Origin of the sequence: Vibrio sp. 10N.261.46.E11, from assembly GCF_041472735.1 — a bacterium.
Taxonomy (GTDB): Bacteria; Pseudomonadota; Gammaproteobacteria; order Enterobacterales; family Vibrionaceae; genus Vibrio.
Genome location: NZ_JBFRQW010000079.1, coordinates 12,022 through 38,120 on the forward strand (window position 1 = coordinate 12,022; position 26,099 = coordinate 38,120).

Consider the following 26,099-nt stretch of genomic DNA (forward strand, 5'->3'; position numbering starts at 1 on the left):
TGATGTGCGGTATTTTTTTTTGGTTTTGTGATCCCGATCGCACGCGGGCTATATTCATAACATTTCAAACCGTTTGATATTCAAATTATTCATTTTAACTATAGAATCATTTAAAAAATATAATCATATAGCTATATTATAAATCATGCGGGCTAGTTTTCTTGGTTTCGCTGCTTTTAGATTTCATTGTATATACAGTTGGATATTAAGATCATGCTCTCGTCAGATTTTACAAGACGCCCCATTGATGAAGAAAAACCCTACGGAACCAATCCTAACGGGTTAGATGAATTCACAGAGATAAAGCGCCAAATTAATAACATAAACAAGGTCACAGGCAGAGTTTCTTGGAAAAAAGTCCAGACTTTGTCGAAAGAAATACTGTCCAAAAACAGTAAAGATTTCCGTTGTAGCTGTTATTTTACTGTTGCCGCTACGCACAACGAAGGCCTGAAAGGTTTAGTTGAAGGGCTTAACTCTATCTTAGATTTGTGTGTCATTTATTGGTTCACCGCATATCCAGAGGTGACAAAATCAAACGCGAGGATCGGAGCGATTGATTGGATGGTCGAACACACAGATAAACGAATTAAGTCCATAAAAACAAGTTCCGACGACATTCTATTGATCGAAACATGCCACCGTTTATGTTTGAGAATAGAAGAAGAGCTCAGATTACATTACGGTATAAAAGCGCCTTCACTAGGGGGAATTCGTCGAACCTTAAAGCAATGGGTTGATGAGCATAAAGAGAGCGAAGCAAAACTCTTTGAAGCAGAAAACACAAAAAAACTCCGCGTTTCGGAAGAACATAAAAAGGCAATACCAGTAGCTCAGCCATCAACCATTAAAATTAATGTGTCTAACAACAAGCCTAAGAATGCAGTTGAAGTCGATGGAAAAGCGACCTCGAATTATTTAGTCATCTACCTTCTCGTTGGGTCTCTAATTTTGGCTTTATCCTCTCATTTCATTTATAAACAATATCAACGAAAAGAGTTGGCTAGAAAAATTGTTACTTCTGATATCCCACAACTGAATGAAATAGTAAATTCACTAAAATATGAATACGCTTCGATTTCTGATGATGTAAGGCCTAGTGTCGTCAATCAATTAGATGAATTAATGAAAGATTGGGGTTCCGATCCAATTAAAGTGTACGAAATCGATACTCTTAATCAATTGACTATTGATTTAACTAAGCTTTACCCAGACTCATCATCCGTCTTACGTTTACGAAACGAATTCACTAATGAGCAACAAAAGCTAAACGCAGATTACATAAAACTTCATAGACGCTTCTCAAACGCGAGAACTGTGTTTGCAAATGCAATTAGAGGAAGTGAAAGTCAGAAAACAGCACAAGCTTACGAATACAGCAACTCCCTTTTCCCGTTGATTGGCCGTATTGAATATGCAGAAAAAGAAAAACAACAAAAAGAGCTGCAGAAATCTCTTCAAATACTCAACGTCTATTTACACAAAATTAAAAACTTAGAGTCTGAGCTTAAAGCTATTAAACCGTAACATTAAGAAAACGTCTTACGGCCAAATCATACAACAAACTTAAAACAACGAAATAGGCTTATGTTAAAACACAAACTAATGAGAAACCCTGTTGTTATATCAACGGTGGTTTTTCTCTTTCTTGCAGCTACGATCGCTGCTACTTATATCCTTTGGCTAGATATAACAGACAAGTTTTACCTTTGGGTTGCTTTAGGCGCTGTCACACTTATCTATTCGTTGTTTCAGGTGACACTGTGGCTTAAGAAAAAAAACAACACTAAAGCGTTAAAACTTGAAACAGAGGAAGAAGCTCTAGCTATGGTAATGCGCCCTCTTCTTTGTCGTTCAAATAAAAAGCCAATATATTTGATGATTGGCAATAAACATGCGGGTCGAACTCAGTTCCTACTTAACTCTAGTGCGATCAAACCGATGGATCAAACTCGTACCGCAAAGAATGATTTTTTCGAATGGTATGAATCTGACTCTGCTGTATATATCAAACCGGCTCAACGACTGTTATTTCAAGAAGTATCAAGTAATGACAGCGCTTTATGGAATGCGTTTGTAGATGAAGTCATTACACATAAACCAAGAAAGCCATTTTCTGGTTGTCTATTTTTTATTGATTTTGAATTTCTAATTATCTCTGAATCGGAACAAATAGATTACACATTAACAGCTCTTAACCATCGATTAGAATCAGTAAGTGACAAAACATCATCAGCAATCCCTCTTTATCTAATGATGTCTAAGCTCGATAAACTAGAAGGTTTTAAGGAGTACATTCACTTTAGCTCCCTAAAAACATCGGTCGAGTTTTTATCAATCCCATTGAAGGAAGCTAAAGGAGTATTCGTTGAATACTATCACGACAGTTTTCGAAATTTAGTCAAAGTGATGGAGAGTAATGCACTGGATTCATCTTCCCACTCTCACGACGTAAATGAAAAGCAAGCTATATTAGCTTTCCCTAAACAGTTTGAGTTATGTCAAACTGAGATCGCATCAGTAATAGAGCGACTCTCAGAACTGAATACTGGCTCCTATTCACTTGATATCCGCGAAGTGTTTTTTATATCGAATATCCAAGGTGGTAGAAAATACAACCTATTAGCAAAGAGCTGTAGTAACTACTTCAATTTGCCGATCATTGCTTCAGAACATACACAGTTGACTGAAACGCCCTATTTCACTCGCTTCTTGATGGACTCTCAAATCCTCCCAGAATCGGACTTTGCAGGCGAAAACAAAACTTATCTTAGAATGATCCAGCGACAAAGTCGCTTTGCTGTTGCTGTATCTATCGTTTTGCTTGCGAGTGGTGTTTACCTCTTTTCAACGACTTTAAATAGCAATTTAAGAGTGATTAACCAACTCATTGGGATTGACGACTCACAATCTCTAGATCAAAGAGATAAATCTTTTGAAAGCTCACTTGAAGATGCAATCCAACTCATACAACCATCTTATCAAGCATGGCTTAGTGGATCACATGCGTTAGATAGTGAACTTTTAAACCTAAACGTTAGCCGTCTCGATGAAAGCACAAAAGTCGCTTACAACGCCCTGATCACGCAAATTAGAACGCACCTAATGCCGGCAATTGAACAGGGATATCGTTTACAGCTAACACATAACCAAGACAATGTTAACAATGCGCTGCCTTTGCTCAAAGGCTACTTAATGTTAAATGACCCAAGCAAGCGAGAGACAAAATTTCTACGTCAACAAACAATGTCAACACTAGAAAAGCTAAGCACTCAACCTGAAACGATTGCTAGCGTAATGAAGTATTTAGACGCCTATCTCCGCACGAATTTTGAGCCGGTATCAATAAACATGAATATTGTTCGCGCGACAAGACGATCGTTGCTTTCTCATTCAAACGTAGATTTGGTTTATGCTAGCTTATTACAACAAGCTGGTGATATCGATTTAGGCACTTTGAACCTACAACGAGCGGTTGGTTTTGACTTCAACAATGTTTTCAACGATAACTTAGATCCTGCACGGTTAGAGATCGATAAAGTTTATACATCAACAGGTTTCAGTACTTTTTATCGCCCTCGCGTCGATTTAATGTCTCAACAGGTTATCACTGATAATTGGGTTCTTGGCCTATCAAACCACGTAATTCCTACTGACAAAGAGCAAGAAAGCTTCAAGAGACTAGTAAGGAAGAAATATACCGATGATTACATTAGTTATTGGCGAAATACTTTGAGCGAGTTGAAAGTAAAACGTTACAACAATGTAGGGGAATTGACTAACGCTATTGATCTAATTTCCGGGCCATCTTCCCCAATGACAACTATTTTAAAACAAGTTTATACAAACACACAATTTTCACCTATAGGCCAACAAAGTCTGTTGATGGCCAAGGTTAACCCAAAACTTGCCGGTGCGGCAAAAGCGGCTCCGGGTCTCGTTGAAGAAATGGTACAACCCGATTACTTATTAATGAAAAGGGTTGAACAGGCATTTCATATCCTGAATCAGCTGCAGATCAATGAAACTCCAAATTCTCCCACTCCATGGGATGAGACGATAACCGCACTGAGTCGAGTTCGAACTTATATGAAGGATATTGCCGACGCACCAGATCCTCAAATGGCCGCGCTGTCAGCAGCGCAACATAGAATGGGGAGTACTGAGGCAGATCCTATTATTCGTTTAAAACAGATCGCTCAAAAATCTCCAGAGCCAGTAAGAAGTTGGCTTTTAGACGTAGTTAACCAGAGCTGGTCCGTGATGATTTCTGAATCATCAAAAGGAATACAAACTCTTTGGTATAGTGAAGTATATAGCAAGTTCAAAGAATTAGGCTTAGGGAAATACCCTTTCGATTTAAGTGCAACTGAAGAAATTTCAATCGATGACTTTGAACTTTTATTTGCACCAGGGGGGTTACTAGATGCATTCATCGTCAAAAACTTCGCACCTTTTTACGACACAAACCTATGGACACCAAAACAAGTAGAAGGTGAAACGATGCCGCTCTCACCTGAGTTACTCGTTCAGCTTAGAAATTATAATGTAATTAGAGATACGCTAATCAATAAAAGCACAAACCGACTGTATCTTCCTTTTAGCGCAAAAGTACTTGACCTGGACTCTAGTGCCATCAGAGCAAGCTTGAAGATAGCAGACTCAAATATCAATTATTACCATGGCCCTAGCAGAATTCGAGAACTTGAATGGCCTCCTCAAAATGGAGACTTCAATATAAGCATCACAATACAAGACGTAACAGACGAGGGGAAACAACACGTACTGAATAAAAATGGTCAATGGGCTATCTATAGGTTATTTGGAGACTCTACGTTGACAAATACCCACAACGGCAGCTTCGTGAGTGATATAAAAGTATCGGGCAGAGACCTAAGCTTACGAATTACTCCTTTAACTCAGAGAAATCCGTTTACGTTAGCGGAACTATATAACTTCACTCTACCTGAAGCCATATAGTAAAAATACAAATACAAATACAAATACAAATACAAATACAAATACAATAATTATTCGGCAAAGGCAGAACACATGATGTCAAACATTAGTTTACAAGGCTTAGACAAACTAGATCGCAAAATTCTTTCGAATCTACTCTCAAATGGACGCGAATCGATTGCTAATTTATCTCGAACTATAGGCTTATCACGCACAGCTGTCGCTGAGCGTATCAACAGACTTGAAAAAACTGGTATTATCAAGGGATATACGGCGCAAGTCAGAGTAGAAAACGACGGAAGAAAGGCAGCGAGTTACCTCCTAATTTCTTGCGAGAAAGGTAAAAAGAATGATGTCAGTGATGCACTAAAAGAATTACCTGAAGTTAGGCTGACCAGTATCGTTGGCGGTACATATGACATTATATCTTTGATTGAAGCCCCCGACTTACAATCAATACACCATTTATGCAACGAGATAGAATCTTTTCATGGTATCCGCTCTCTTAATACCACCGTTGTCTTACACCAACCAATTAGTCGTTAAAACAAAGCCGCTCTTATGAGCGGCTTTTTCATACGCCTCCAATCACCCTAATCTTGGCATCTTTTTCACTTGCTTGACCTAACCATAAGGTCTGGCCAAGGCTAGCTCCATTTCCTTGGCCAAGCTGATTCTTAGGGATCGAACCTATATCAACAGTAAGCCTTAGATCCCAAGACATTGGGTCACGAAGAATAAAGCGCATCAAGCCAACTAGGGTGGTATGAAGCTCTTCCCCGTAGGAAAACTTACGGTACGTCTCAAAGTCGATATTGTCGATGCAGAGGTTAAATTTCCCGTTCAGGTCTGGGATACTCTTACCTAAATGTAGATTTGAACCTAAAGTACAATTCATTCTATTTAATTGATTTCTTTGACATTCAGCAATATTCACTCTCCGAAATATCCACTCTTCAATTCGGACACTTGGTAATGAAAAGTAATGCGCCACAATACCAGAAATCAGTTTAGGCGATCGTGTTCTAGTAGACAGTTGATTAACGTAAGACAAAATCTTTGCACGATCTAGTCCTATCGCTTCTGACTCTTGAATAACATTAGACAAGCCAGCTAGGTGCAATATTCGTCCAGAGAACTTGTCCGCTGCACCACTTTGATACTGAACATGATAACGATACTTTTTCCAAACACGATAAATTAAGCTGGTATATCGATTATGGAAGAAATCAAAAAAATCTTTGACCGGATTATCATCAATATCTCTACCAACTAACTTTTCGGTGTAATTAGCAGGTAAAGGAGAACTAGAGCCGTGCAAACCCAAAAAATTAGTTTCGATTCTAGAATATTGCTCATCAGCTCTTTCCATGTGACTGATAAATTCCATGTCACTTTTAGGGAAACATAGATTTGGTGAAACGCTGAACGCAATCCTCTCTTGACGAAAGTACTTATTTTCGCCAACCGCTACAAATTCACTGCCCGGCAAAAGTTGATAATGCTTCTCCAATAACAGCACAGCTTGAAAGAAGCTAAACTCATTGGTTTTGTTTGCTAATACATCAATCATAAGATCGTTTGTTGCCCGGTTAAGCTCGCCCAATGATAGCTTTCTCCACGTTGTTCATCGTATACTTCTAACTCTGTAAATGAGTTAACGCTTGAATATAGTCGTATGAACTCGTTCAGTACATTCGCCATCAAAAACATATCGCCTTCATTTACAAAAAAGCTAGAGTTCATCTTTAACTTAAGCTGATTACCTCGTACAGATACCCCTCTAAAAACTCTATCGATAGGTTTCATTTCTGATGAAATAATTCCGTCAAGCCTATGTAATGAAGCTCTGTGTGCTTGCCTATCGACTCTAGAGTGAAAATCGTATGTCGAGAGTAAAACTTTAAGTACATCGATGTTAGAGAGAGATAAATAATTGAGAGACATATTTGCAATTAGTTGCCATTGGAGCTCTCCGTTGACTTGAGGGCTAACAGATTGTGTAGGTTTAGTGATGTTGCTAAAAGTAGCGTAAGTTGGTGATTTATGCGTTGTATATATAATATCCCCGACAGACAACCTTTCAGAAAGATCTGAATTACTACACTGTAACTTCATCAACACTGTTTCAGAACCTAGATCTGCGATATCACCATTGTGTGTATGGAAAGAAATAAAACGTTCAAGTCCTCTCCCACTCACTCGCTCAGATACTTTAGATTTGTAAAAATCACGCTTATCTCTCTGGTTGATTTGATGCTCAAAAGACTCAAACTCTATAAGAGGTTTTCGGCGCCTTTCATTTTTACTCCAGCTTTCTACTTGGTCTATTGAGTAAACTTCGTAATGATCTTGATTATTACTTTGTGGTCTTACTTTGTATTCATTGCGACGGTGCTCGAGCCTGATCGGGTCCCCATCTTTTTCGAATAGGTTGACGGCTGGGGTGCAATGTAACCTTAAGTGCTTATCTTTCAGAACAACTTCAGCTGGTAATGCTCTCTTAAAATGAAACTTCAGATTTACAGTACTCTTTTGTGGGATCCCTTTTAACCACTCAAGGCCTGTGACATCAAAGAACATAAATTTCTCAGGTAACGAAAAGTATTCTTGTAGCAATCGATAACCGGCAAATGAGTTTTCGCTATAAGGCAATATTGCCTCATCGTCTTGGTAACCAACCGGCTTGACAAACTCAGGTCCTAGTTTACGTTTATATGCACCGCCAACATCAAGCTCAACATAATCTAAGTATCTAAATATCCACAGAAATAGAATTCTAGTTATATGAATCTCACCATGTAAATGAAACCTTAGCTTATCTAATCCAATACGTGATAGTTCTAAGCCATGTTCAGTAGCCAATGTTACATCAACCGAAGAGCTTGTTCTGCTGTTACTTTGTTCGATACTTGTTATTTGTAGCGGGAAGAGCTCTACGTCATAACAGGTTCTAAATAAGCACTGCGTTCCTTCAACTTGTTCGCTAGCCATCTCAGCTCCGCGCCTCACTACCGTCTTTTCCGTAACACTTCCTAAATGTGGCGTTAACTCACTAATGCACAACGACGGAATAGAACGCATATAATGTGGCCACAATAGCGTCATCAATGATTGGGTCAACTCTGGAAGTTCGTCGTCGATTTTTTCTCTGATGCGGCCAGTAAGGAACGCAAAACCTTCAAGAAGACGCTCGACATCAGGATCGAATGTCCCTTCAGATAGAAAATTGGTCAATTTGGGATTGTATTTGGCAAACTCACTGCCGGACTCTCGTAGATATGTGAGTTCATCTTGAAAGTATTTACTGTTACTCAAGGGGCACCTACTAAACGTTAAATTGGCCGTCAGTTCCCATATAGACGTCAATGGACATCGGAACTTTCCCACCGTTATGTAAGACTTCTCCGCAAATGCCAAAGCCTAATTGAAGAGGGTTATCGTGATTTTCTCTATAATGAACTTCTACATTTCGTAGCCGAGGTTCGAAGCTTTCAATAGTGGAAGTGATGTTCTTTTGGATATGGCGAACTAAGTTAGTATTGCTCGAGAGAACATCGTTGAAATCAGGTAAGCCATATTCCCCATCGATCATTGCATTTCCCGAATGAGTATTAAGTAGATCGGCAAGGTGTAGATGAATGGATTCAATCAAATGTTTATGTGAGACTACTTTCTCATAACAGTTTTTAGGTTCACCTAGTTCAATTCGTTCTAGTAATCGGTAACCTTTTTCCATATATGACTCTAATAAAAAAGCAGCCAAGAAATCTGGCCGCTTATTAATTTCCAAAACCTATTATTGGTCTAGTTTACCAACCAAAGATAGGTCAAAGCTTGCACCCATGTACTTGAAATGCGGGCGAACAGACATTGATACTTTGTACCAACCTGGGTCACCCTCAACATCAGACACTTCAACTTTTGCCGCTCGCAATGGTCGACGACCACGAACTTCTGCTGGCGGGTTTTCTTGATCAGATACGTATTGACGGATCCATTTATTTAGCTCGACTTCAAGGTCTGTACGCTCTTTCCAAGACCCTATTTGCTCACGCTGAAGTACCTTGATGTAATGGGCTAAGCGGTTGATAATAAACATGTAAGGTAACTGAGTACCCAACTTGTAATTCATCTCAGCTTGCTTACCTTCAGGCGTATTCGCAAACACTTTTGGCTTCTGTACTGAGTTTGCCGAGAAGAACGCTGCATTGTCAGAACCTTTACGCATTGTTAACGCCATAAAGCCTTCTTCTGCAAGTTCGTACTCACGACGGTCAGAAACCAATATTTCAGTTGGGATCTTAGTTTCGATCTGGCCCATCGCTTCAAAGTTGTATACCGGAAGATCGTTAACCGCACCGCCGCTTTGAGGTCCAATGATATTTGGACACCAGCGGTATTTTGCAAACGACTCACTGATCTTTGAAGCCATCGCGTAAGCTGAGTTGCCCCAAAGGTAGTTATCGTGGCTATCCGTAACCATTTCATCGTAATCAAACGCCTTAATTGGGTTATCTTCAACTGAATATGGAGTACGAAGCATAAAGCGTGATGTACACAGGCCTACATAACGTGCGTCTTCGTGTTCGCGGAATCCACGCCACTTAGTATATTGAGGACCTTCAAATACCGATTTCAAATCTTTTAAATTTGGTAATTCTTCATAAGAATCCAAACCAAAGAATTGAGAAGAAGCCGAAGTAATAAATGGTGCATGAGACATAGCTCCTACATTACCCATATATTCCATCAACTTAATATCAGGTGAAGAAGCAGACAATTGGTAGTCACAAATAACAGCGCCTACAGGCTTACCGCCAAATTGACCATACTCACGAGTATAGATCTGCTTGTATAAACCGGATTTAACTACTTCAGGGGCATCTTCAAAATCGTCCAGAACTTCGTCTTTCTTAGCCGAAATAAGTTCGATTTGAATGTTCTCACGGAAGTCCGTGTGATCAACAAGATATTTGAGCCCGCGCCATGTTGATTCAATAGCTTGAATTTCTTCATTGTGTAGAATTGCATCAACCTGCTTAGATAATTTCTGGTCAATCTCAGAGATCATCAAATCAACCAGCGATTGATCTACTTTTTCCACTGTTGAGCTGCTTAACAACTCACCAATGAATGCTTCAACGCCACGCTTCGCAACGTCAAAACCTTCGTCGCTAGGCTTGAGGCGAGTCTCATTTAGAATGCTATCCAGAAGTGAGCCTGATTCAACTAGAGCTGCTTCTTGTTCTGGTGCTTGTACTTCTGCCGACATGGTATTCCCTACTCTGCTTTTTCGCCTTGGTCTGCACCAATGCTAAGTTCATCCAAAAGTTTCTTTCTTGCTTCTTCATCTTGAAGAACAGCTGCTATCTTTTTACGGAAAGCAGGTACATTTCCTAGAGGGCCTTTTAATGCAACCAAGGCTTCACGAAGCTCTAATAAGCCATTTAATTCTGGAACTTTCTTCGCAATAGACTCAGGAGTAAAGTCCTTCATATTTTTAAATGTAATATCAACGCCAATTTGCGCGCCTTCTTCGTCAGAAAGTCGATTCTCAACGTTTGCTTTGATATTTGGCGCGTAGCCTTCTAATACTTCGTTAAAGTTGTCTTTATCGATATTAATAGGATTACGCTCTTCGATCGGTGTTTCATCTGCGCGGGCAGTAAAATCACCGACAACCATCATACTTAGAGGCAGTTCAACATCTTCAGACGCATCGCCTGTCGCTGGAACATAACGTATATTAATTCGCTCTTTTGGAGCCACCGAGCCATCACGTGACATAATTAGTCCTTTTCTAATTTATTGCTGGTCATAAATTGTTCCCCATTCGCTATATATCTCTGGTAGAAAATCTTTATTTCGATACAGTTCCTTAAGAGTTTTTTGAATTAAATGCTCTAAGGAGAAAAACAAATGAGGTTCCCAAATTGATAGATTTAATTCTTTGCTGACTTCCCAACTTTTTTCCAAGTAAGGCAAGCACAACGGATATAAACCAACATTTTGGTAGGCTTTCACTAACTTCAAATGCAACATAAACTGCCCACGACCGGAGTTATCCAACTCAAGTTTTTTTGACAGTTCAGCGACATACATACCCAAATCTTCTAGGGCAATATCCTCCATCTCTGACAAATCATCTTCAGAAACAACAATACTTTGAACAATTGAAGAGCTATCCGAAGACGAACTATTACCTGTAGATAACCAAGTAATGGTTGCTTCATCTGCAAATGGAATAGAATTTTTAAAAAATAGGCTTTCAATTCCATTAAAAGAATTGATAAACCTCATTGTTTCTTGTTTAACGGCCGTTGCAGCTTCGTCATACCCAAGATTACTCAACATTGAATAAACAAAATAATGTCCAGTCAGCCAAAAGGGCGCATCGGTCAGAGTTCGTTCGAGACGTTTAATTGTGTCAATATCACTTTCTTGATGTGCTTTGTCTCGATACTCAACTTGCTGATCTAATGAAACCGCTAAACTCAGCTGAGTAACATTTTCTTGGTGGTCTGGTAGACCGTCAACGTCGAACCACGTGAGATGACGATAAATCCGATATCCTAATGCTTCTGTCGGATTAGAATGCATCATCATTTCTGCAACTTTTTTTAACGTACGCTTTGATGCTGTCGGAGACGAAAAATCCGTGTCAACGTCAACGAAGTTAAGTTCACTGGACGAGATCCGTGTTTTATTTGACAAGGCTTGAGTCAAAGAAGAATCTAAAGGTGGTTGAGCATCGACACCTTTCACTTTCTCGGACTTTCCACTCGCTTCAGTCAACGGACCTGTATCGACCACCCTGTCTTGACCCAATATCTCTTCGCTTGGAGATGCGTTCTGCATCAACTGATTTAGCTGAGTTTTTATTTCAAAAAAGTCCGCATCAGAATCTTGAAATATTTGGTCAAATTGGCGCTGAATACTTTCGACTAATGTCACACAACGTGAAAGTGCTTCCCAATTCAAAGATTGGGTAGACAATTTAGTCGAAACAAGTTTAATTTGATGGTTTAACCATTCAACTGCACCATCTCTGCCTCGCTTACGTTTTGGATATAACTCGCCCCCAAAATGGCTTATTGATTCGTTGAGCAAAGATAAACCTTGGTCTAGCCCAGCGACTCCGTTCTCTTCAACCAAAGCTCGAATCAAATAGCAAAGCGCTTTAAGATCCTTACTATGTTGACTTAGTACCTCAATTGAATGGACCTTTACTATATGCCAGTCAACAGTCTCACCAAACAATGAACCAAATTTTTTAACTTCAGTTTCCATCATTTCGTAGCAAAACTCATACCTAGCGTCCTCACCCGTTGGAGAGACTCCTGGTATTGGTGCTAATAACGTTTCTGTATCGATCAAACTCAAGTTAACCTCGGCTTTCAGAGTTGTAACTTCTAATTGCTCGCTCGATGGCTATTGCACCTCTTGCGGGTTTAGATAACTGATGGCTCTTATCAATTGAGTCACTTGCCATACTATTTAAAATTTCAGTTATCTCTTTAAACTTCTTAGGAGCATTTGTCTCTAGATCGACTAATGAATCATGGAGTTTTTGTGTGCCAAAAACAGATTGCTCAGTCACCGTACTGAACAAGATGAATTCACTTCGTGCCACTTTCAGTGCTCTTACTTTTGCCTTTAATTTAGGCGTATTGCCAAAAAATGATTGCGCGGCTTCTGCCTCATCAATAGCTTTAGAATAATAATGTTGCTCCGCATTATTCTCTATTGAGAGATCTATTTCGTTCAGCACTTTCTGGGGTAAAACATGGCTATAAAAATAAGCTTTTGATTGATTTATTTTCCAAGCGGTTTCAATATCGCTATCAGCAACTTCTGACTTACCATCTAGTATCAAATCGACCAAACGTTGTTCGTTATTTCCATCAAAACTTGCAATATTTTGTGACTCGATGGTTGCCTGATTAAGGCTTGCCATCGCGTCCGTCAGCGCTTTGTCTGCATAAGGAAATAGCGCCCCGTCGCTGTTTAGTTTCTCTCGTAACGAAACAAGCTTTTTCCGGATAGACTTCAAAGTTTTAGGAAGTTGGTCAACTGTTCCTGCATATTGACTTAAATCCGATTCATAGTTTTTGTACAATTGAGCTAATTTACTCTGCTGTACTTCATAAGCTTCTCTGTAAGGAGCTGTCGAGACGACATCTTTTTCCATGTCTTCTAACGCGAATTCAATATCCCACGGTGACTGAGCCAAGAAAGACGCAGTTTGTGCAGGTTTAATCGTACTTACTAGATTACTTGTACCGTTGCTCGATTTAACTATCGACTTCCATTCAGGTTGGGTCTGGTTATACAAATAAGTCCCTGTAATAATTGCAACACACAAAACCAAACTCGCTTCTAAATAGCGAAGTCGCCCAGTGTGAATTCTATCGATAGCACTATGTTTTGTTAAAACGAGATCGGCGTTACGTAAGCTACTAAACAAAGGGGCGCTAACTTCAGCCTCAAACTTTTGAGTATCTATCTTAGCTAATTGTTGTGCGAACGAAGTAGCCGTGTATCTGTGCTGTCTTGGGTTGCCAATAACTTCTTTAATTAACTTCCATACATGATTAGGAATTTGAGCAGGTCGTTTCTTTGCTTTGAGCTGTGTAGCCCAAGCATCGCCAAATACTGCACCAAGAAATAAATGGCCGGTCAATAACGCGAGAGAATAAACGTCATCTTGTGGCTGAGCCATTCCAGATTTTAGAAACGCGGGAGATGCGTAGCTCATGCTTGCTTCTGCATAAGTGTTTAACTCTCCAACATACCGAGCCGCACCAAAGTCAATCAATTTAACGTAATCAGACTCTGTAACGATGATATTTGACGGCTTAATATCTAAGTGGCAAACACCTCTGGTGTGCATAAACTCTAGCGCACCAGACAATTGGTAGATCAACCATGCAATATGATCATGCCGAAATCCTTTGGGAGTATGGCGTGCCATTTTCTCGGCTAATGATTCTCCCTGAATCCAATGATACATAAAGTATGGTCGTTCGAACTCTTTCCCTATTTTGATGAAATCAGCGACACTTGGGTGCTGAGACATTTCAAGTCGACTGGCCTCACCGATGAGTAATTCATGTGCTACGTCAGATGAATTCTCATTTAGAACTTTGCAACAGACCTGTTTTTCAGGGCTTCCTTTTTTCGCTAAATGATAGACAGTCGTTTTGCCATTTTTTGAAGGTAATGTATCTAAAACGTCAAATTGAGAAAAAATCACATACTCTAACTTAGGCTTATTTTTATTAGCCAAGTTCTGAGCTTGCTGATTTTTCTTTTCGATCGCTTTCACAACCAACTTATCTAGATAACCTTTGGCTGTCCCTTGCTTTTCTGGCACGCTAAACTCTTTATCAAACGAAATAAATTAATGTAGGATAATAATTACTGTCTAATACCCTTTTCAATAGCAGTATTAAAAAACCTCGGTAAGACTATGACTTTAGTTATTATTACTAAATAACCACGCATAATAACAAACTCATTGACTACCAATTGTTCATTGTTTTCCGATTAAAATATTAAAACTCATCTATCGGAATTAGGCTTGAAACAAACATTGCTACATAAATCACACTTTATAATTCCAAACAAGAGGTTATTGTAAGTAATAAATTTCAGACGAACAGTTCAATCATTGCCGTGAAGATATGAGCGACTGTGACAAAGCATTTAAAATCAAGGGTAACTTGCCTTAATATTTAGCCGAATTTATTAATAGAAATATAGATTGACGAGGTTATCGATCGGATAAGCGCTTAAGAGATGATGAACATTCAAATTGACTTCATGAGACGTTAACTACCGAAGGACTCTCAGCCCTCCGGTTATGTTAGCTTTTCTAATCATTGTTCATACGGGTCAGTTGAAGTAGTGCCCTTTCGCCTTGCACATCAAACATTAACAAGGTCATAGGTCTATTATATGGTCCTTCATGGATGGCACTGGCAATTAGAGCCAGTGATGAGCAACTGCCGAGAGTACCCCATAAATCATTGATCAAAAATGGCTGTTGAGGGTTATCAAAATATTCTGCACGGGCACCTAACGCAAAACCATAATCTTCAGTATGAGATCTCAAATTAGTCATATCAGAGAACACAACCCCAAAACTCTCGATAGTACGGCTCGCACTTCTTACAAGCTTCATCATTGACCGACGGGTTGTATTTACAGGTTCTAAGTCGAAATAACCTAATTGTGCCAGAGGGGTAAGTTTTAACGTTTTGACCAAATTATTCCGGCACAAAATTACGCCAGCCCCTCCTTCGCTAGGTATTATCCCCCAAGGGTTAAATGAACTCATTACGTACCCAGTTTCTATCAATGCGTCTATATTTGCCACAGGCGAATCAACCGATATACTCATTACAGCATCATATTGATTCAATTTGGCCAACGATGTGGTTAAGTGTGACGGCCCACCTTGTTGAACCACTTCATAATGAGAGATTGAGTCACAGTGCTTACATTCACTTAACCACTCACTCATCGCAACAACAGAAAGAGTCTTCGGTATATTGACTAGCAGCGGAATAGGCTTTAGTGCTTTAGGTAGCTGCTTTAAAAGAGCCCCGACTAATCTATCAAAAAGCTCTGAGCATTTGTCAAACAACGATGTGTTGGAAGTGTATTCAATATTACCGTAGGTAAATCTTTCAATCCCATCCTCGGCTACTTTCTGATCAAACCTTCCCAAATCCGCCTTAGCGACTGCTGTGGCAATTTCAAGGTTCATGCCCGTTGGGGTCATGGCTTCCATTCCAATAATAAAACGGGCTGAATTGTTATTCATTATCGGACAGCTCCTGCTTTTTATGAATCCTAGTTGACACTAACATATGCTCCTCTCCTTGGCATGGGAACGCGGCGCTATAGCTAATTGAAAGTGTACGAGCCTCTGTGTCAATAAAAACCGTCGCAATAGTCATATCGACTTTGTAAGTAGTATTTTTTAACTGAGCTTCTGCAATATACATATCTTTAGGAAAACGAAAAGAAAGTGCATCATTATGACAAAACCCACTCATCATCAATCGTTCACCGCCCGATATGAACCCTCTACACTGTTGATCTTGTGGTGCGCTCTGATAAAAACGTTGGTCAAAGTCTAATGGATAAAGGGGTTTTCGATTCTCTAGCCAATCGGCATCAAAAGTCCCGGCATACCGCTGCCTAGCTCCAAAAAATGGCGCTAGCGGGCCAAAGCCTGCTACCCGTGTATTCTTTGGTGTCGCACTCCAATCCTCTGTTGGATAGAAAACAGAAGGAACCTTCTGATTTAATAGTTCCGCTTTACTATCAGCAACTCCTCCACCGAGTCGATTTCTTAAATCGCCGCCTATGGCACATGAAAAATCGATATCTTTTTCGACAAATGGGAGTGGTTTACTCAGTGTTACACTGCCACCATGCTCTATCCATTGCCTATCACCAAGTACCGAGATGGTTTTATCAATGTGACCGTCTATCAAAAGCCGACACTCGTGGTATGTAACGGCCTTTTTTGCATAGCTTCGTGCCTTACCGAAAATCAGCACATCAGTATTGGCTTTGACTATGGCAAATTCATGGTCTACTTTCATGGCGGAGAGCCCCGCTTCACCCAAATAAATCGGATCGTCGTAAATCTCTGACTCTTCTTGCTCCGTCCAAACTGAATCTACGAGTTTCCAAGAGCGCTTTCCAACAACAACCCACACCTCATCGCCATTCTGATCTCGTTGAAATCTGCCTTTAATAGAAAGGTCAGGATGATTCTCAATATCCCACAACTGCATTATTATTCCTTAAATTGAACCTTTCTGAGGCTGCTGAATTCTGAGTTAATCGTGTGATATTCCAGTTTTGTTGATGAGCAGGCATAGTAAAATCCCAAGGAATGTATGATCGAGTGTGAAGGCAAACCTGGCGCCAAATCCAAATCCTAAAAGCTGCATTAACTTGAGTATCGAACATGGCTTGTATACTAGTTTCTAGAGTCAAAGCTTGTCCCATTCGACCTGGAGATACTTGTTTGTAGGCATCAGTCTTGGCCCACTCTTGTAACCTTTCGAGTATTTCATGCCATTCAAAATCAATGCCCAAGTTTTTTGGTGTCACAGGTAAGCGTTTTCCATAAACAATATAAAGCGCTTGGATCCAATCCTCACCTTCGAACTCGTCAAGGCTAGATACTAATTCAACTATTTTCGGAACATGTTCATTCAGACCGTGTAATACAAAATCGAACGGAGCCTGTACACTACTCAGATTAAAGCTCTCAAACTCTTTGAGCTCCAAAAGTTTGGCAAAAGTGACCACTTCGGGATCAGATACACTATCGATTGAGGTACCAAATTCCTGACGAAACCATGTCCCTCTATCCTCTTTCGTAAGTAATCGCTCAAACAGGTTCTGACTGCCATTTGAGTTTTCAGCTAACCAGAAAACGCTTTCTGCATCATTTTGTAACGATAAAAATAAATGTGTTTTATGCTCAGAAAACCGCTTATCTTTAAGCCAACGTTTTAGCAGACCAACTGTGACAGTTTGGCGTAACTGTAAGCACTCCAAGTAAAGCAGGGACAGTTTACAACCACCTTCAACCATTTCGATTACCACAGAGTCGATACCTGATAATGGTGACTGAACAACTAGCAATTTTGCGGTTTGGTAATCCAAAACATCAAGTATCGATAAACCACAAAGTAGGTTTTCGTGCTCTTGTCCAATCTCAGAATTCAACATGAGCCAAGCATAAATGGTTGATTCGCTCTGCTTTAATTGATGAATCAATCCCGGAGCCAATCGATAGAAAGACAAATAAACATTTTTTAGGTCTTCAATCTGACGCTCAGCCAGCGCCAAATACTCCAGTTTAACGCTTGGGTATCCCCTTTTATGTACTTGTAAGCGTTGCTTTAACAAGAAATTGAGTGTCTCCGAAGCCAGTGACAGCTTTTCATTACACATATCCAGCCATTTGATAGGAAGTTCGTCCAATAAAGTGAGCGTACTTTCCGCATTGGCAATCGCCAACTCCACATCTTCATTAGTGATCGGCTGATTTAGCTGATCTATACCTATTTTTTGACGCATCCGTGAATCCAATCTAGTAACACGATCAATTGATCGCGATAGTGCCGCCTTGAATTTTTTGTGCCTTCTCAGCTTGGGAAGTCACGTATTTGGCTTTGGTGGTAATTCGACCATCACGGCCGCTATAGCGAGTTTCGGTTTCGCCACTTCTCACAATTAACTCTTGTTCCGTTTCAATAACCATTTTCTTTGCTCTCAGTACAAACTCATCCGACTCCTCAAGAATGGAGAAAAAGATATCTGTGACTAAAGGAAGGTTAAGGTCGTTATTTAGAAACTCAATACGACATGAAAGTTTGTTATCTATAGCAAATTGTAACTCAACTAATTTAAAGCCTCGCCCCAACCTTGCATTAATTGGCTGCTGTAACGAGTTGCCCTCAAAGTCGACTCGTACTCCATTCATAGATTCGTTGATCGATAAGATTCTTCCAAAACGTGAAAAGCAAGCCGTTGATTCGGCTTGCTGTTCCGTGATGGTTTGTATAATTGGGGTTTGTTTTTCCATCATTAATTGATCGCTACATTTCCACCTTTGACTACAACTTTATCGCTTCCTTCAATGGTTATTGAAGAGCCGGACAACTTGATAGAACCATCACTATTCATCACTAATGAAGACCCACCCGTTTTCAGTACTATCTTGTCGCCGCTTATGATCTGGGTCGCACCATCGGCTTTGTATGAAGTATTTCCTTTAACAGAAACCGTTAAGTTGCCACCAACCGTTTGGTTATCATCGGCTCCAATATCAGAACTTTTTGAAGCACCTACCGTTAAGTTGCTGTTTTCGCCCACATCTAAGTCATCATTCTTACCAATCTTGGTAATTTGATTGTCTCCAATTTCTAGATCAGAGTTATTCTTAACATATTGAGTTTCATTGGCATTATAAGTAACGGATACATCTTGCTCGACAGTTTCAGTAAACGTGCTGTTAACTTGGGTAGTCTTATGGCCATCGATTGTCTCTTTGTGATCACCGTGAACATCATTTGTCTGATGGCGTGCAACCTTTAAGAACTCATCTTGACCTATATCGCGATAGCGGTTATTTAAAACCTTGGTCGACATATCCTTTTGCGCATGGATATAAACTTCTTCTTGGTTAGCTTCGTCTTCAAAGCTCAATTCGTTATAGCCTGTCCCTTTATGCGTTTGAGTTCGGAATGTCGTACGTGTTTTGTTCTCTGGTAACGAATAAGGAGGGTAATGAAGCCCGTTATAAACTGCGCCTGTAACTAAGGGTCTGTCAGGGTCACCCTCTAGGAACGTCACTACCACCTCATGGCCGATACGAGGTAAGTATACTGCTCCCCAAGTTGGTGCTGCCATTGATTGGCTAACTCGAATCCAACAACTCGAATGCTCATCGCTCTCGCCATAACGATCCCAATGGAACTGAACTTTGATTCGCCCAAGCTTATCGGTATAGATCTCTTCACCTGCAGGCCCTACGACAACCGCTGTTTGTGTACCTTCAACCAAAGGAGCTTCAAGTTTTGGAGCTCTAAACTCAACATGTCTAGGAATACACGCAAACTGGTTGTGATATGTAGTTGGCAAGCCATTAGTTTCGTCTTCATGAACCTGAGGATCATGGCCACTATGCATCACCGACAGCATGAGGTAATCGCGGTTAATTGCTGAACGTGGATGCTCACTGATACTAAAACTGTATCCAGACGCCAGTCTCATGACATTACTGGTCGCCTCTACTTGCTGATTATCAACAACATGCTCCGACATCCATTCATTTGATCTTACTTGCCCCATAGCTGGGTCCACATAACGCCCTGGGAAATCGAACAATTTCAGGTCTAAATCAAGTTCACCGGAGCTGCTCATTTCCTGAGGAATTTTCGGAAACTCGTAGTTATAATCAGTGTAAGTAACGTGGCCGGTTTTCACTCTATTCACGAGTTCAAGGTCTGAGATATGCTCGCGGTCTGCAACACCACCACCATCCGCATGATAAACAATAGGGCCTAAATAAGACCCGTTCAGTGGCGTGTTCAATAACTCAGCTATTGCGTCATTGCTATCGACAATCACCATCGTGTGGTTAGCTTCTGTATGCTCGAAGTAATACCACATTCCGTGTTCTGCCAGAATTCGTTGAACAAACTCAAGGTCTGTCTCTCGATATTGGAGCACGTATTCTTTTGAAGGATATACACCAGATAGTTCTAAGCGATAATCAGTCACTGATGCATCATCTAAAACTTCAGAAATGATTGCCGACGCTGATTTTTGTTGAAAAATACGGCAGTCTTGTCTTTGGCTCAAAAACCAAGCTTGTGGAACAAGAGTCAATTGGTAACGAGAGAATCTCCTGCCCGAACCAAGGTAACGCACCTCATTAACCACGCCGTGAAAACATCTCGCTGAACTGACACCTTGGCCATATAGAGTCAAGCTACCTGGTTTACGGATGAGTGCATCAAATGAGATATCAGGATCAAGTGAAAGTAATGATAGGCTGATTTGAAAAGGCTTTGAAAGCTCTTCGATTACCTGAAAGCTCTCCACACGAAAATCATGCTCAGAGCCTTGCAGTTCAAACTTAAATTCTACGTCATTCACCATATCTTTTACCTGATACTAATAATAGAAATAGGGCCAACAGCAGTTGTTGACCCTTTGTTTTTCACGAAAAGCGATTAAGCTTCGCGTGGAGCACGCCAGTCATCGTTACCAGCAGTACCACAGTTTTCGTGAGTTACTTCGATTGCACGGTAAGTCAGCTTAAGTACTTCTTCAGTTACACGATCTGAAGTTGCAGCGTCTTGACAGTGATTCATACGAGTTTGAATGTCTACTAGTAGTGCATCAATTAACTTGATTGAGTAGTAGTGCTCTTGCTTACCTTGTACCGAAGTACGGTAAAAACGGATTACACACTCAGGAAGCTTTTCGCCAGACACTAATGCGTTGAATAACAGAGGTGAACAACGGTCTTGTACTTTAGTTACTACTACAGGGCGGTGAACACGTTGACCTGTTGGTTGGCCACTTTGTGGGTCACGTGGAACTGTTAGTACGTGATCAAGTTCTTGAACTAGAAACTCATCAACGTGAGCTTCTTGCCAAGTGTTACCTACAGAATCTGCAGAGTAAGTATCTTTAGTAATGTGACCTTGAGTTTCACCATTGATAGACATATATGCTGGAGTTGGCATCGATATTTCCTTTTTAAAATTTATAATTCATTAATTCACCAAATCGCTTATCACCGCGACTGATTAACTTAATACAAACATCATGCCAACCCCAAAAAGACAACAAATACAGCAACTTAACGAAAATCCAGTCATTTACAATTTATATGTAATAACAATTTATTGTATAAAAAAACAAGTTTTCGAACATTTAGTTTAATAAATTGAATTTAAAAAACAAAGACAAAACAACTAGCTTGAACAATTGAAATAAAGTTAAAAAAACTATCAATCAAGTCGAAATGCCTAGGTTATATTTTATTTTAAATAAAAACCCATACTTCAATCAGACAAAAAAACAAAGCTGATAATAAAAACAACTAATAAACAATAGTGAATTCATCTCCGAATAAAAAACCAGTTACCAATTTTAGTATAATTAGCACATCCCGTATAAATAACTAACAGAATTAAAATGATAAATATAAACCTTTCCTCTTTGATACAACGTCTGCACCCGATTGTAAAAGTCGCTTTAGAAGATGCTGCTGCATTAGCGGTATCGGAGAAAGCCAATGAAGTGCAAATTGAACACTATCTATTAAGCTTATTAGAAAGGCCAAATAGTGATTTTGACATCTTATTAAGTCATTTCGATTGTTCAGAGACCATATTAAGACAATCTATTCGTTCTACGCTAAATACCAACACCACAGGAAATGGCAGCAAGCCCGTTTTCTCTTCACTTTTAATCGAATGGCTTCAAGAAAGTTGGTTAGTCTCATCTTTAGACCTATCCGAAACTCAGATTCGCTCTGGTGCCCTACTTCTTACGCTAGTGAGTAACCCATTACGCTATGGTCAACATGGCTACGCTTCTATCTTAGAAGGTGTAAACCCTGATACCTTAAAGCGTAACTTTTCTGAACTCACAACAAACTCTCTAGAATCTTTAGCAGCGACATCAGAAAAATCAGATGCACGCGAAGATGGTTCGGCATTAAGTAAATTCACTACCGACTTTACCGGCAAAGCAAGAAAGGGCGAGATCGACCCGGTATTCTGCCGTGATCAAGAAATCAGGCAAATAATCGACATCTTGGCGCGACGTAGAAAAAACAACCCTATCGCCGTAGGTGAGCCGGGAGTTGGTAAAACCGCGGTAGTGGAAGGTCTTGCATTAAAGATTACCGAAGGAGATGTGCCAGACTGCCTCAAAGGTGTGGAACTGTATGGCCTAGACATGGGCTTATTACAAGCAGGTGCGAGCGTTAAGGGAGAGTTTGAAAAACGCCTTAACGCAGTACTAGACGAAGTGAAGAATTCACCGACTCCAATCATTTTATTTATAGATGAAGCTCACACGCTAGTTGGTGGAGGCAATCAAGCTGGAGGCAGTGATGCTGCCAACCTACTTAAACCCGCTCTAGCACGTGGTGAAGTAAAAACAATTGCTGCCACCACATGGTCTGAATACAAGAAATATTTCGAAAAAGATCCCGCTCTGGCACGCCGTTTCCAACTGGTAAAACTTGATGAACCATCAGCTACTCAAGCTGCGTTGATCATCCGAGGTTTAAGACCGGCTTACGAAAAGTCACATAACGTGTACGTACGTGACGACGCAATCACTGCCGCTGCAAACTTAGCCGATCGTTACATCACTGGACGCCAACTGCCAGATAAAGCAATTGACGTGTTAGATACGGCTTGTGCTCGCGTCAATATTAGCCTTAATGCAACGCCGGCACCTGTCGAAACATTGCATCAAGAAATTGCCGCTGCGAATCGCGAGCTCGAAGCTCTAGAACGTGACCAACTGCAGCAAACGGGTGACAAGCACAGTGCCGCTTTAATTCCTGATCTAAAAGAGAAGATTGAGAAAGCCACCGAAGAACAAGCAGCCCTTCAAGTTCAATGGAAAAAAGAACAATCTCTTATTCAAGAGATCATTGAACTACGTAGCCATCTTTATAACCTAACTACTCCTTCGACTGAAGAAGATAGCGCTCCTAAAGCGGATAATACGGTTCAAGATGATGACGCACTAACAAGTGATAAACCTGATTGTCATGAATATTCTGAAGAGCAGACTCGCGAAGCTATTCAGTCTTGTAACGAACGTTTAGATAACGTGCGCGGCACCAATCCGCTCGTTCACTATGAAGTAGGTCCAGACGAGATTAGTCATGTTATTTCTGATTGGACAGGCATTCCTATGGGTAAGATGCTTCAAGACGAAGCAGAAACCACACTCAAGCTAAAAGACAGCCTAACTCAAGCCATTAAAGGCCAAGAGTTTGCCATTGATGCCCTTTCAGAAGGTATTCAAACGGCCAAAGCTGGCCTAGGTAACCCAGATGCACCAACTGGTGTGTTCCTGCTTGTAGGCCCAAGCGGCGTAGGTAAAACTGAAACTGCGCGTGCGATTGCCGACCAAATGTTTGGTGGTGAGCGCTTTATGACCACCATTAACATGTCGGAATTCCAAGAGAAGCACACGGTATCTCGCCTGATCGGCTCACCTCCGGGCTACGTAGGTTACGGTGAAGGCGGTATGCTAACCGAAGCAGTTCGTCAGCGCCCTTACTCTGTTGTACTTTTAGATGAAGTTGAAAAAGCAGATCCAGAAGTACTCAACCTGTTCTACCAAGTTTTCGACAAAGGTACGCTAAATGATGGCGAAGGTCGTACCATCGACTTCAAAAATACACTCATCATCATGACAAGTAACCTTGCGACTCATGAGATTGAGTCTTTGGTTCACCAAGCGAAAGACATTGATGCCAATATCGTCGCTGAAGCCATTCGCCCAACGTTGAATCAACACTTCAAGCCAGCCTTGTTGGCTCGTATGTCCGTGTTGCCATTCCTTCCTCTTTCAGACGCAGCAATGACTGATATCATCCATCATAAACTGAAGAAAGTGTCTGAGCGCCTGCAAAGCCACCACAAACTGGCACTTTGCTATGGTGATAACTTAGTGGAATTCGTATTAGGGAACTGCCGCCTTGCAGAGACGGGAGCTCGAAATATTGATGCCGTAATTAATCGTCAATTATTGCCGCAGCTCTCGACTCAACTACTGGTGAATGACAAGGATGATTCACATACTCAAATTGACGTTTCTGTGGACGAGCAAGGAACTCTAACCTATGCGTTCAGCTAACCATAGTGAGCTTAGTAACGCCCTACTTGCGATCAGCCAATCTCTGGCTGATCGCAGCCAGTTAGCTCAAACTTTGGATGCTGTTCTCACAGCAGCAAGACAAATGACTTTCGCGAAACATGGCATCATTTACGTGCTTGACCAAACCGGTCAAGCCTTGATTCCGAGCACCGCACACCACCATGAAAAAGTTATTACCTCACATCCTTGGGAGCCACTGCAGTTAGATACAGTAAGTGAAGCCGATCCATTCAACTTCGCCGTACGTAACGGCGAAGTTGTCTTGATCAATGAGCTATACACTTACAATGGTTATGACTGTGAAGGCATCTATCAAACCGAGCAAATGTTAGGTCTAAAAAGCAATAACTTACTTGCGTGGCCATTGATCGATGATGAAGGCAAAACCATTGGATTGTTGGTTTTGCTCGATTTAAGTGTTATCGATAATGAAACCGCACTTACCGAGTTTTGCCGAATGGCGGCAAGTAATATTCGCCATGCCATTTGGTTAGAGCAATACGGACAAGTAATCAAGAGTTTAAGCGCTGATAACCAAGCTTTAGTTCGTGAAAATACTCAGTTAAAAAAGCGGACAAAGAAAACCTATCAAGGTCCGATCGCTGAAAGTGAAGAGATGGTCAATGTATTGAGCCGACTTGATAAAGTGCTCTCTTTACCTGTCGACGTCTTACTTAGAGGTGAGACTGGCGCGGGTAAAGAAGTCATCGCAAAATACATTCACGAAAACTCGAATCGCTCAGACCAAGCATTAATCGTTCAAAACTGTGCCGCAATTCCTGAACAACTGCTGGAATCCGAACTTTTCGGACACAGAAAAGGGGCATTTACCGGTGCAGACAAGGACAAAGTTGGCTTATTTGAAGCAGCAAACGGTGGCACCCTGTTCCTCGATGAAATTGGCGATATGCCAATGCTACTTCAAGCTAAACTGCTGCGTGTGCTACAAGAGCGTAAAGTTCGCCCTGTAGGCGCCAGCAAAGAGATTGAAGTGGATGTCAGAGTCATTGCAGCGACACACTGTAATTTAATGCAGCAGATTAAAGATGGTGGCTTTAGGGCCGATTTATTCTACCGCCTGAATGTGTTTCCTATCACTTTACCACCACTGAGATCCAGACAAGCGGACATTATCCCACTTGCCGAGCACTTTGTTCAGCACACTACGACGATGTTAGGCTTGCCTCAATCACCGGGATTGAGTGCTAATGTGAGAAACCAACTACTTACTTATACCTACCCCGGTAACGTGCGTGAGCTTAAAAACATCATTGAGCGATCGGTTTTATTATCAGATTTCGAAACTATTACTCAGATTGAGTTTGGTGAACAGATCCCTGAAGAGGTAGAACACCGTCAAGTTGTTGCTCCAGCTACATCGGCAATTCAAACCACGTTCGAACCTGAACCTCTAGGAGATGACGATGTCGCAGTTGGCCTAAAAGAGGTCGTCAGCCAATATGAACGCACCGTGATTATCGACTGCTTAAACTCTTGTAATTGGCACACGAAACGAGCGGCTGAACAACTGTCACTACCGTTAAGTACACTCAATCACAAGATGAAGAAGTATGATATTTCTGCAGCGGGTTAAGCGAGAAAATCTTACATCAGTGCGAATTTATAAGAAAAGAAAAACCGCCCGAAGGCGGTAATGCCGATCAGTTAGA

At 40.8% G+C, this 26,099-nt stretch carries 17 protein-coding genes and 2 pseudogenes; 6 read left to right on the plus strand and 13 right to left on the minus strand.

The features are described from left to right. The first annotated feature begins 213 nt into the window (after nt 1-213). The 3 genes from AB4407_RS20115 (at nt 214) to AB4407_RS20125 (ending at nt 5,505) form a co-directional block, all read left to right on the plus strand. Complete coding sequence (locus AB4407_RS20115) at nt 214-1,527, plus strand: type VI secretion system ImpA family N-terminal domain-containing protein (protein ID WP_372121770.1); 1,314 nt, start codon at nt 214-216, stop codon at nt 1,525-1,527. Nucleotides 1,528-1,587: 60 nt separating this feature from the next. Continuing rightward, entirely contained in the window at nt 1,588-4,980 is a 3,393-nt protein-coding gene (gene tssM / locus AB4407_RS20120; protein ID WP_372121759.1) for a type VI secretion system membrane subunit TssM, read from the plus strand. Nucleotides 4,981-5,052: 72 nt separating this feature from the next. Beyond that, a complete protein-coding gene (locus tag AB4407_RS20125) occupies nt 5,053-5,505 on the plus strand; it encodes an Lrp/AsnC family transcriptional regulator (RefSeq protein WP_372121760.1) in 453 nt (150 codons plus the stop codon). Nucleotides 5,506-5,533: 28 nt separating this feature from the next. Here AB4407_RS20125 and tssG read toward each other — a convergent pair whose 3' ends face one another. From tssG to AB4407_RS20190, 13 genes are all read right to left on the minus strand, one after another. Next, nucleotides 5,534-6,532 (minus strand): type VI secretion system baseplate subunit TssG, encoded by a 999-nt coding sequence (gene tssG / locus AB4407_RS20130; RefSeq protein WP_304569616.1) that lies wholly within the window; start codon nt 6,530-6,532, stop codon nt 5,534-5,536. Continuing rightward, on the minus strand, nt 6,529-8,277 hold the full coding sequence (gene tssF / locus AB4407_RS20135; RefSeq protein ID WP_372121761.1) for a type VI secretion system baseplate subunit TssF: 1,749 nt from the start codon (nt 8,275-8,277) through the stop codon (nt 6,529-6,531). Before tssF ends, tssG begins: the two co-directional genes overlap by 4 nt. A 10-nt stretch (nt 8,278-8,287) precedes the next feature. Beyond that, nucleotides 8,288-8,698 carry a type VI secretion system baseplate subunit TssE gene (tssE, locus tag AB4407_RS20140; RefSeq protein WP_029223832.1) on the minus strand — a complete coding sequence of 137 codons (411 nt, stop codon included), beginning with the start codon at nt 8,696-8,698 and terminating at the stop codon, nt 8,288-8,290. A gap of 60 nt (nt 8,699-8,758) precedes the next feature. Further along, nucleotides 8,759-10,234, minus strand: coding sequence for a type VI secretion system contractile sheath large subunit (gene tssC / locus AB4407_RS20145; protein WP_017097130.1), 1,476 nt, complete (start codon nt 10,232-10,234; stop codon nt 8,759-8,761). 8 nt (nt 10,235-10,242) lie between these two features. Next, entirely contained in the window at nt 10,243-10,749 is a 507-nt protein-coding gene (tssB, locus tag AB4407_RS20150; RefSeq protein WP_304569619.1) for a type VI secretion system contractile sheath small subunit, read from the minus strand. Nucleotides 10,750-10,767: 18 nt separating this feature from the next. After that, the gene (gene tssA, locus AB4407_RS20155) at nt 10,768-12,345 is read right to left on the minus strand and encodes a type VI secretion system protein TssA (RefSeq protein ID WP_372121762.1); all 1,578 of its coding nucleotides are present in this window, start codon (nt 12,343-12,345) and stop codon (nt 10,768-10,770) included. A gap of 1 nt (nt 12,346) precedes the next feature. Next, a complete protein-coding gene (locus AB4407_RS20160) occupies nt 12,347-14,338 on the minus strand; it encodes a serine/threonine protein kinase (RefSeq protein ID WP_372121763.1) in 1,992 nt (663 codons plus the stop codon). Nucleotides 14,339-14,839: 501 nt separating this feature from the next. Next, nucleotides 14,840-15,793, minus strand: coding sequence for a hypothetical protein (locus AB4407_RS20165; protein ID WP_372121764.1), 954 nt, complete (start codon nt 15,791-15,793; stop codon nt 14,840-14,842). Beyond that, nucleotides 15,786-16,778, minus strand: coding sequence for a DUF2169 domain-containing protein (locus AB4407_RS20170; RefSeq protein ID WP_372121765.1), 993 nt, complete (start codon nt 16,776-16,778; stop codon nt 15,786-15,788). Before AB4407_RS20170 ends, AB4407_RS20165 begins: the two co-directional genes overlap by 8 nt. After that, nucleotides 16,759-18,078 carry a hypothetical protein gene (locus tag AB4407_RS20175; protein ID WP_372121766.1) on the minus strand — a complete coding sequence of 440 codons (1,320 nt, stop codon included), beginning with the start codon at nt 18,076-18,078 and terminating at the stop codon, nt 16,759-16,761. The genes AB4407_RS20170 and AB4407_RS20175 overlap by 20 nt, the downstream gene beginning before the upstream one ends. Nucleotides 18,079-18,103: 25 nt before the next feature. After that, on the minus strand, nt 18,104-18,589 hold the full coding sequence (locus tag AB4407_RS20180) for a hypothetical protein (protein WP_372121767.1): 486 nt from the start codon (nt 18,587-18,589) through the stop codon (nt 18,104-18,106). After that, complete coding sequence (gene tssI, locus AB4407_RS20185) at nt 18,589-20,667, minus strand: type VI secretion system tip protein TssI/VgrG (protein ID WP_372121768.1); 2,079 nt, start codon at nt 20,665-20,667, stop codon at nt 18,589-18,591. Before tssI ends, AB4407_RS20180 begins: the two co-directional genes overlap by 1 nt. A gap of 74 nt (nt 20,668-20,741) precedes the next feature. Beyond that, nucleotides 20,742-21,260 carry an Hcp family type VI secretion system effector gene (locus tag AB4407_RS20190; protein ID WP_012600867.1) on the minus strand — a complete coding sequence of 173 codons (519 nt, stop codon included), beginning with the start codon at nt 21,258-21,260 and terminating at the stop codon, nt 20,742-20,744. A gap of 454 nt (nt 21,261-21,714) precedes the next feature. Between AB4407_RS20190 and tssH the strand changes: the two genes are divergently transcribed. From tssH to AB4407_RS20205, 3 genes and pseudogenes are all read left to right on the plus strand, one after another. Continuing rightward, nucleotides 21,715-24,408: a type VI secretion system ATPase TssH gene (tssH, locus tag AB4407_RS20195; protein ID WP_372121769.1), complete on the plus strand. Its 2,694-nt coding sequence runs from the start codon at nt 21,715-21,717 to the stop codon at nt 24,406-24,408. Beyond that, nucleotides 24,395-25,775 (plus strand): annotated as a pseudogene (locus AB4407_RS20200) (sigma 54-interacting transcriptional regulator); the annotation flags it as partial. The gene tssH and the pseudogene AB4407_RS20200, both read left to right, overlap by 14 nt. An 83-nt stretch (nt 25,776-25,858) precedes the next feature. Then, nucleotides 25,859-26,023, plus strand: a pseudogene (locus AB4407_RS20205) (helix-turn-helix domain-containing protein); the annotation flags it as partial. Between the last annotated feature and the right edge of the window lie 76 nt (nt 26,024-26,099).